4 protein-coding genes are annotated in these 7,239 nt (G+C 60.6%); 3 read left to right on the top strand and 1 reads right to left on the bottom strand.

The window, feature by feature from the left end:
* Positions 1–103: 103 nt before the first annotated feature.
* The gene (locus tag WG923_RS23500) at positions 104–805 is read right to left on the bottom strand and encodes an SDR family oxidoreductase (RefSeq protein ID WP_340353436.1); all 702 of its coding nucleotides are present in this window, start codon (positions 803–805) and stop codon (positions 104–106) included.
* Between the two features lie 535 nt (positions 806–1,340).
* Here WG923_RS23500 and WG923_RS23495 point away from each other — a divergent pair.
* The 3 genes from WG923_RS23495 to WG923_RS23485 all read left to right on the top strand — a co-directional run bounded on the left by WG923_RS23495 (position 1,341) and on the right by WG923_RS23485 (position 7,114).
* Positions 1,341–3,683 carry an AAA family ATPase gene (locus tag WG923_RS23495; protein WP_340353435.1) on the top strand — a complete coding sequence of 781 codons (2,343 nt, stop codon included), beginning with the start codon at positions 1,341–1,343 and terminating at the stop codon, positions 3,681–3,683.
* Complete coding sequence (locus tag WG923_RS23490) at positions 3,680–5,551, top strand: UvrD-helicase domain-containing protein (protein ID WP_340353434.1); 1,872 nt, start codon at positions 3,680–3,682, stop codon at positions 5,549–5,551. The genes WG923_RS23495 and WG923_RS23490 overlap by 4 nt, the downstream gene beginning before the upstream one ends.
* Positions 5,552–6,085: 534 nt before the next feature.
* On the top strand, positions 6,086–7,114 hold the full coding sequence (locus WG923_RS23485; RefSeq protein WP_340353433.1) for a hypothetical protein: 1,029 nt from the start codon (positions 6,086–6,088) through the stop codon (positions 7,112–7,114).
* Positions 7,115–7,239: the final 125 nt, after the last annotated feature.

Raw genomic sequence — 7,239 nt, 5'->3', positions numbered from 1 at the left:
GAACGCAAAGCTGTCCAGGCCAGCGGCAGCAAGGATCTTCACCAGTTGGCGTCGCATCATGTCGCCGGTGCCCCTTCTCTCGCAAGGCTGCAACCCATGGTGCTCAGACCGATCGCGTGAGTCCGCCGTCCACGCGCAGGTTCTGTCCCGTGATGTAGGCGGCACCGTCGGAGGCAAGGAACGAAATCGTCGCCGCGATCTCCTCGCTCTTTCCGTATCGCTGCATCGGGACGGTCTGGCGTCGCGCATCGGTGGCGGGAAGGCTGTCGATCCATCCGGGAAGAACGTTGTTCATCCGGACATTGAACGACGCGTGCGTGTCGCTGAAGATCTTCGTGAAGGCGGCCAGGCCCGCCCGGAAGACAGCGGACGTCGGAAACTGCTCGGTGGGCTCGAAGGCCCATGCCGAGGAGATGTTGATGATCGCGCCTCCTTGTTGCGCCTTCATCATCGGCGCGACCAGCCGCGTCGCCCGGATCACGTTGAGCAAGTAGGTGTCCATGCCTCTGTGCCAGTCCTCGTCCGAGATGTCGAGGATCGGCCCCCGCGGGCCGTGGCCCGCACTGTTCACGAGCACGTCGATCCGGCCCCACCGTGCCATCGCGAGGCCGACGAGTTCACCCAGGGCCTGCGTGGACTGGTTGGAGCCGGTGACACCCACTCCTCCCAGTTCGCGCCCGAGCGCCTGCCCTTTGCCAGATGCCGACATGACGCCCACCAGGAAGCCATCCGCCGCCAGCCGGCGCGCGGCGGCGGCACCCATGCCGCTCCCGCCGGCGGTGATCAAGGCGACCCGTTTTGTCATGTCACTGTCCTTCCCAGGTTACCGCCCCGGCAGGAAGATGCGAGGCGGCCGCCTCGTCAGCTTACCCGCCCTTTCCTCCTTCAACCACGGTAGGGCCGCTTGTGGCCGATTTCTGCCTTGTCTTCAAGGTACTCCGCTCCCCCGACCTGCTCCTGTTATTCGGGAGCACTCGCGCCCTGCCCGTTCGGCCTCGGAACGGCGCTCGTCTGAGGTAGCCCCCCGTCGGTCGAGTGGGTCGGGCCTGCTGTTTCCGCTTCGCAGCGGTTGCGGCAGTCCGATGTCGCGAACTGGCGGGCGGGTTTGCCGCACGAACTTGACGTTCGACAAGTACGGCTCCCCAACACTCGGCGCGTCAGCTCCGAGCCGTCATGGCATGTTGTTGATAGCGGCACCTGCGTTCCGCCGTTGGATCACCTGCAGCGACTCAGTTACCCAAGCTTGTGGAGGTCGTCGCCGTGTGCCCAAGGTAGAGTTCGAGGTCCAGCAGTGTGCCCCGGCCTCTTAGGGAGCGCTTCTGATACTAACGGGGAGGCGTATGCATATCAAACACGTCGATGTAGGTAACTTCAGGAAGCTCCAAGCCGTTCACATCGACTTCGCTGAAGAAACAACAATCTTCGTTGGGGCCAACAATAGCGGTAAGACCTCTGCGATGGTCGCGCTACGGCGGTTTCTCGTTGAACGGTCCGACTTTTCGATCAACGACATCACGCTCACACATTGGGCGCAGCTCGATGCGGTTGGAGCTTCTTGGGAGAAGGCTACAGCAGGCGAGGAAGCCGTGCCTTTCGATTGGGGGAAGGCGCTTCCCTTCGTCGATGTCTGGCTCAGTGTGCCGTCGCACGAACTTCACTACGTTCAAAAGCTGTTGCCGACCCTGGACTGGGATGGGTCCAGTATTGGAGTTCGCCTTCGCTACGAACCGAAGGATGTGCCCGCTCTTAAGCAGGAGTACTTGGCCGCCAAGGCGGCTGCTGCGGCTGTAATGGCCGTGGCTGATGCGCCCAAACCGACCAGCGGTCTGGCTCCGGGCGAGCCGGGAGCCGCAGCGGCAGTGGGGATGAAAGCCGGACCTGAATTCGCACTCTGGCCCCGGTCAATGATGGACTTCTTGTCGCGCCGCCTGCGTGCGAACTTTGAGGTTCGCGCCTATCTACTGGATCCTTCCAAGCTTGTCGCGTCGAAGGACGGCCTCGCCACACCGCAAAGCCTGCCCGCCGACAGCGAACCAATTGAAGGCGATCCATTCAAGGGCCTTATCCGCATCGATGAGATCAGTGCGCAACGCGGATTTGGGTTTGCGCCGCAAACCGCCTCGCGGGGCGATGATCGGGGAGACGATCAGGCCGAGCATCGATCCGGAAGAAAGTTGTCGAGTCAGCTTCGGTCTTACTACACGCAGCACCTCGACCCGTTCGATACGCCCGAGCCCAAGGACCTGCAGGCCTTGCAGGCCCTGCATGAAGCGCAAACCGCTTTTGGAGAGCGTCTTGCGGACTCCTTTTCCGTCGCCCTTAAGGAACTCGAGGACATCGGCTACCCGGGGGTCACCGATCCAAAACTCAGCATCTCAGCCAAGATCAAGCCTATCGACGGTCTGAACCACGGATCCGCGGTGCAGTACCTGGTCCCGACGAACCTCTCAGGCCCCGAAACTGTTCATCGCCTGCCGGAGGATTCGAACGGGCTCGGTTATCAAAACTTGGTCTCAATCGTGTTCGCCTTGATGAGCTTTCGCGACAAGTGGATGAAGGTGGGCAAGGCAGGAAGTACTACATCCGCCGAGGATGCGCTCATCCCGCCTCTGCATCTTGTTTTGATCGAGGAACCCGAGGCTCACTTGCATGCACAGGTGCAGCAGGTCTTCATCAAACAGGCCTATGACGTTCTGCGTAAGCATGACAAGCTGAAAGGCTCAAAGGATCTGAGAACACAGCTCGTAGTCAGCACGCATTCCAGTCATCTTGCGCACGAAGCAGACTTCGCGTCGCTGCGCTATTTCCGAAGACTCCCAGCTCCGGCAGTTGCCGGCGCCGTCCCAGTCTCATCCGTCGTCAATCTCTCCGAGATTTTCGGCGCCGAGGACCAGACGGACCGGTTTGTCAAACGCTACCTGAAAGCGACGCATTGCGACCTGTTCTTCGCGGACGGAGCCGTTCTGGTCGAGGGCCCGGCTGAACGGATTCTGATCCCTCATCTTGTCCGCGCTCGCAAGGAGTACGAGTACCTCAATCGTTGCTACATCACTTGGCTCGAGATCGGGGGCAGCCACGCGCATCGGCTGAAGTCCCTCCTGCTCCATCTTGGACTCAACACGCTGATCGTTACCGATATTGATGCGAAGGACGGGGCCTCGGGAAAGGTTGCCATCCCAAAGCGCGGGGCTGGTCTGAAAGCGCGAAATGAGACGTTGAAGACGTGGATTCCCGCCGAGGAATCCTTCGACATCCTTCTCGACAAGAAGGCCGAAGAGATTGTCTACGCTGACCCGAGCGGCTACGCGATCCGTGTTGCCTATCAGCAGCCAATCGCGGTGAACTACAAATCGCCGGGGGAAGTTGAGGCGCTTGCCAACACGTTCGAAGACGCCATCATCTACGAGAACATTCCCATATTCGACAAGCTCGCCGGAACGGGTCTCATCGCAAGTTTCCGCAAGGCACTCGCAGACAGCAAAGATGTCGGTGAACTCGCCGAGGCTTGTGCCGCTGCTCTTGGAAGCGGCAACAAGGCGGAATTCGCGCTCGACCTCTTGTACAGCGACGAGATCGATGGTCTCAAGGTCCCGGCGTACATCCACACCGGTCTGGCCTGGTTGGAGGGGCAACTGAAGCGCAAAGAGCAGGACATGGCGGGCGAGCCTATGGTGGCGGCATGATGGCTGCTCCCGACGCCTTTGACGACGACATCGACAGCGTCGTCGACGTAGAGATCGCGGCTTGTCTCGATCTCGCCGCGCCGCGCAGTTTCTTCCTCTTCGCCGGCGCTGGCTCCGGCAAGACGAGATCACTGGTGACAGCGCTACAGCATGTTCAGCGTAGCCTCGCTAGCTCGCTGAGGATCAAGGGGCAACGCGTTGCCGTCATTACCTTTACCAACGCGGCTAGTGACGAAATCAAACGACGCTTGATGTTCGACCCGCTGATCGACGTACGGACGATCCACAGCTTCGCGTGGTCGCTGATTGAGGGGATGAACCGCGACATCCGCGAATGGATTCGCGCCGACCTGATTGCGGATATCGCTGATCTCCAGACCAAGGAAGCCAAAGGACGGAAGGGGACGGACGCGTCCGAGACGAGACTCCGGAAGATTGCTTCAAAGACCAAACGGCTTCACGGACTCGACGGCATCAAGCGCTTCGTGTACAGCCCAACCGGAGACAATCGCACACGCGATGCGCTCAATCACGCCGAGGTCTTGCAGCTAACGTCGCATTTCCTGAAGACAAAGGCAGCGATGCAGAGCATCTTGGTTGGTCGGCACCCGGTCCTGCTGATTGATGAAAGTCAGGACACAAACAAGCATCTGATCGATGCGCTCTTTTTGGTTCAGGCGGCGCACAAAGAAAGGTTTATCCTCGGCCTGCTCGGCGACATGATGCAGCGCATCTACAACGACGGCAAGGATGGTCTCGGACAGAACCTTCCCCCAGACTGGGCGACTCCCAGCAAGAAATTGAACCATCGTTGTCCGAAGCGCATCGTGAGACTGATCAACAAGGTCAGAAGCACTGCCGACACACAGCAGCAGAGGCCTCGCTCCGATGCCGCCGAGGGCTTCGTTCGTTTGTACCTGCTGCCGAACGATGCAGACGAGAAGGGGAAGCAGGCTGCCGAGCGAGCCGTCGCACGGCATATGTGTAGGGTTACGGGCGATGACATGTGGAACACTCCCAACGCGGTTAAGACCCTGACGCTGGAACATCGCATGGCGGCGTTGCGAATGGGTTTCCTGGACATGTTTGTTCCCCTTTACGAGGTCGAGAGCTGGCGCACCAGTTTTCTTGAAGGAACACTCCCCGCGTCACGTTTTTTTGCCGAGGACGTTCTTCCCCTCATTGCTGCGAAACGAGCAGAGGATCGGTTCGCGATCGCACGCATCTCCAAGGCTCTGTCGCCGTTGCTGACACCCGAAGCGTTGCGGGCGGCGGATGACAAGCACAAGCAGCTTCAGAAGGTCTCGGCGGCCATCGATGAATTGATGTTGCTGTGGAAGGACGACGCTGATCCCACGCTTTCACAAGTGCTCCGCTGCATCGCGCGAAGCAATCTGCTGGTGATCCCGGAAGTCTTGCAAGCGCCTGCGCATCAGGGCGAAGGAACGGCTGCGATCGCCGCGGGTGACGAGGAATCGGATCGTCACATTGAGCGAGTGGCGGCGATCGAGAAGTTTCTGGCAGCACCGTTCTCACAGGTCGAGCCCTTTGCAATGTATCTGGCAGGGAAAGCGCACTTTGACACCCATCAGGGTGTTAAGGGGCTTGAGTTCGACAGGGTAATGGTCATCATGGACGACGCAGAGGCACGGGGTTTTCTTTTTAAGTACGAGGATTTGTTCGGCGGAAAGGCAGCAGGAGACAAGACAGTAGAAGCCACTCGACGGCTGTTCTACGTCACGTGCAGTCGCGCCAAGGGCAGTCTCGCGTTAGTCGCCTACACCAGCGCTCCTGACCGTGTCCGTCGCTTCGTAGTTCAGGAGGGATGGTTCGAGGAGAATGAGGTTGTCGTCGGCGTCCCGGGTTAATCGCGGAGTCCGTTTAGTCGCTGGTGTGAGCACCAGGTCAGCCCACTAACGCGCGCTTCCGCCCCAACCGCGGGCGCTCGACGTTTGCGTCGCCCGATGTTAGGTAACGGCGACCGCCGTCACTAGGCGGTCCAGCCTGGCCGACCGCACCCAGTCTCGAGCGGCCCCTCAGACGCTCGCTCCGAAGCTGATCGCCAGCCCCACGCTAGGACATCACCCGGCCGCGCCGCACACGCACGGCTGGGCCTTCCCCAGTGCGATCGTCCTTGCGCCGATCAGTGCGGCCGGACTCGTGGCGCTTGTCCACGTCGCAGCCTTCGTGCCAATATAGCTTGCGACACGTCAATGCTTCTTCGTGAACTCGAAGGCTTGCACTAGAATCGCAGCCGTGCGCTAGTCGGCGCCTGCTGCCCACCAAAGGCCCACCCGGTTCGCTGGGACGACTTCTTTCGGCATCGTTCGATCCCCATTCCATGTTGGGCGGAGGACGGCAGTGGGCACCGTACGTCTCCGCTCCAGACCTGGAGTGCGACTTTGAACCATATCCCCACGACGGCGACTGCCGTCCAGAAGCTGAAGCGCCTAGCCAAGAACCGGCGCAAGTCGTCCGGCGAATCTCTTGCAGCCGCTCAGGACGCAGCAGCGCGCGAACACGGCTATCGGGACTGGAAGCACGTCACAGTGTGCCTCGCGACTACCGCTGCCGCCAAAGGCAGTTCCGATTACTTGCCCGACGCGGTGGGCGCCTTTCTTTCAGAGCGGCAGAAAGTGCAGCCAGCCGCACCGGCGACTGCCCAAACCATCGCCAAGGGCTTGGTGTTCGCGATGGACATCAAAGACGCGGACAACGTTCGGCCTGAAAGCACCCCCCAGATTCACGAGTGCCATGACGCCACACCATTCTTGGCAGGTGACATCTGGCGGGCCGTACTCCGGCACGAGCGAGAAGAGGGACTGTCCAAGGAAGATGACAGTCTCGAGCCGGACAAGGAGCTCCAACAGTTCCTCGACGAGATCGGAAACTACCGGTTCTTCAGGTACTCGGGGCCTACGGTCCCAAAGAATCTGGACGATGCGTTCGCAGGCCCTTTCCGCGACTTCTTCTTCCCGCCTACGCACGTATGGATTGAAGGCAGATTCTTCGACATGGCCGACGAGCGCGAGGTGCGCGTCGACGGCAGAGTGGCTTACTCGACGTCGCCCGGTCATTCCGGCGCTCCGGTAAGCGCAAAGCATTCGACGACAGGGACGTCGCCCAGTGGCCGGATGACGTCTCGGCCAGAGCCCGCTTCCGTCGTGGCTCGCTTGGATGTGCGCAAGCTCCAACCGAGTCTCTATGAGTACATCGTCTCGCACTCGGGACAGGAGCTTTTCTCGAACGCGGGCTTCTCCTCCATCGCGGACGCACTGCGCGAGGCTGCTGATGTGACCGGCTCCATACGCGGTTACGAGGTCGCGTATGCCGGCCTCGTTGCAGGCACTTACCCCGTCGAAGAACTGGCCTCAATAGCCGACCAGGTTGCACAACGGGCCGTTGACATGGCAGCTTCTTTAGGTCGGTAGTAGAAGTGGAGCGGTCCGTTCAGGATCGTCGCTCGTCGGCTTGGACCCGCCGCCCGCTGAAGACAGCTTCCAAGCAACACCGGTCGCTCGCTGCGAATGTCGGCCGATGTCAGGTATCGGCGACC

Source organism: Ramlibacter sp. AN1133 (genome assembly GCF_037890035.1).
GTDB lineage: Bacteria > Pseudomonadota > Gammaproteobacteria > Burkholderiales > Burkholderiaceae_C > Ramlibacter.
The sequence above is the reverse complement of the archived record's forward strand: the minus strand, read 5'-3'. Positions and strand labels throughout refer to the sequence as shown.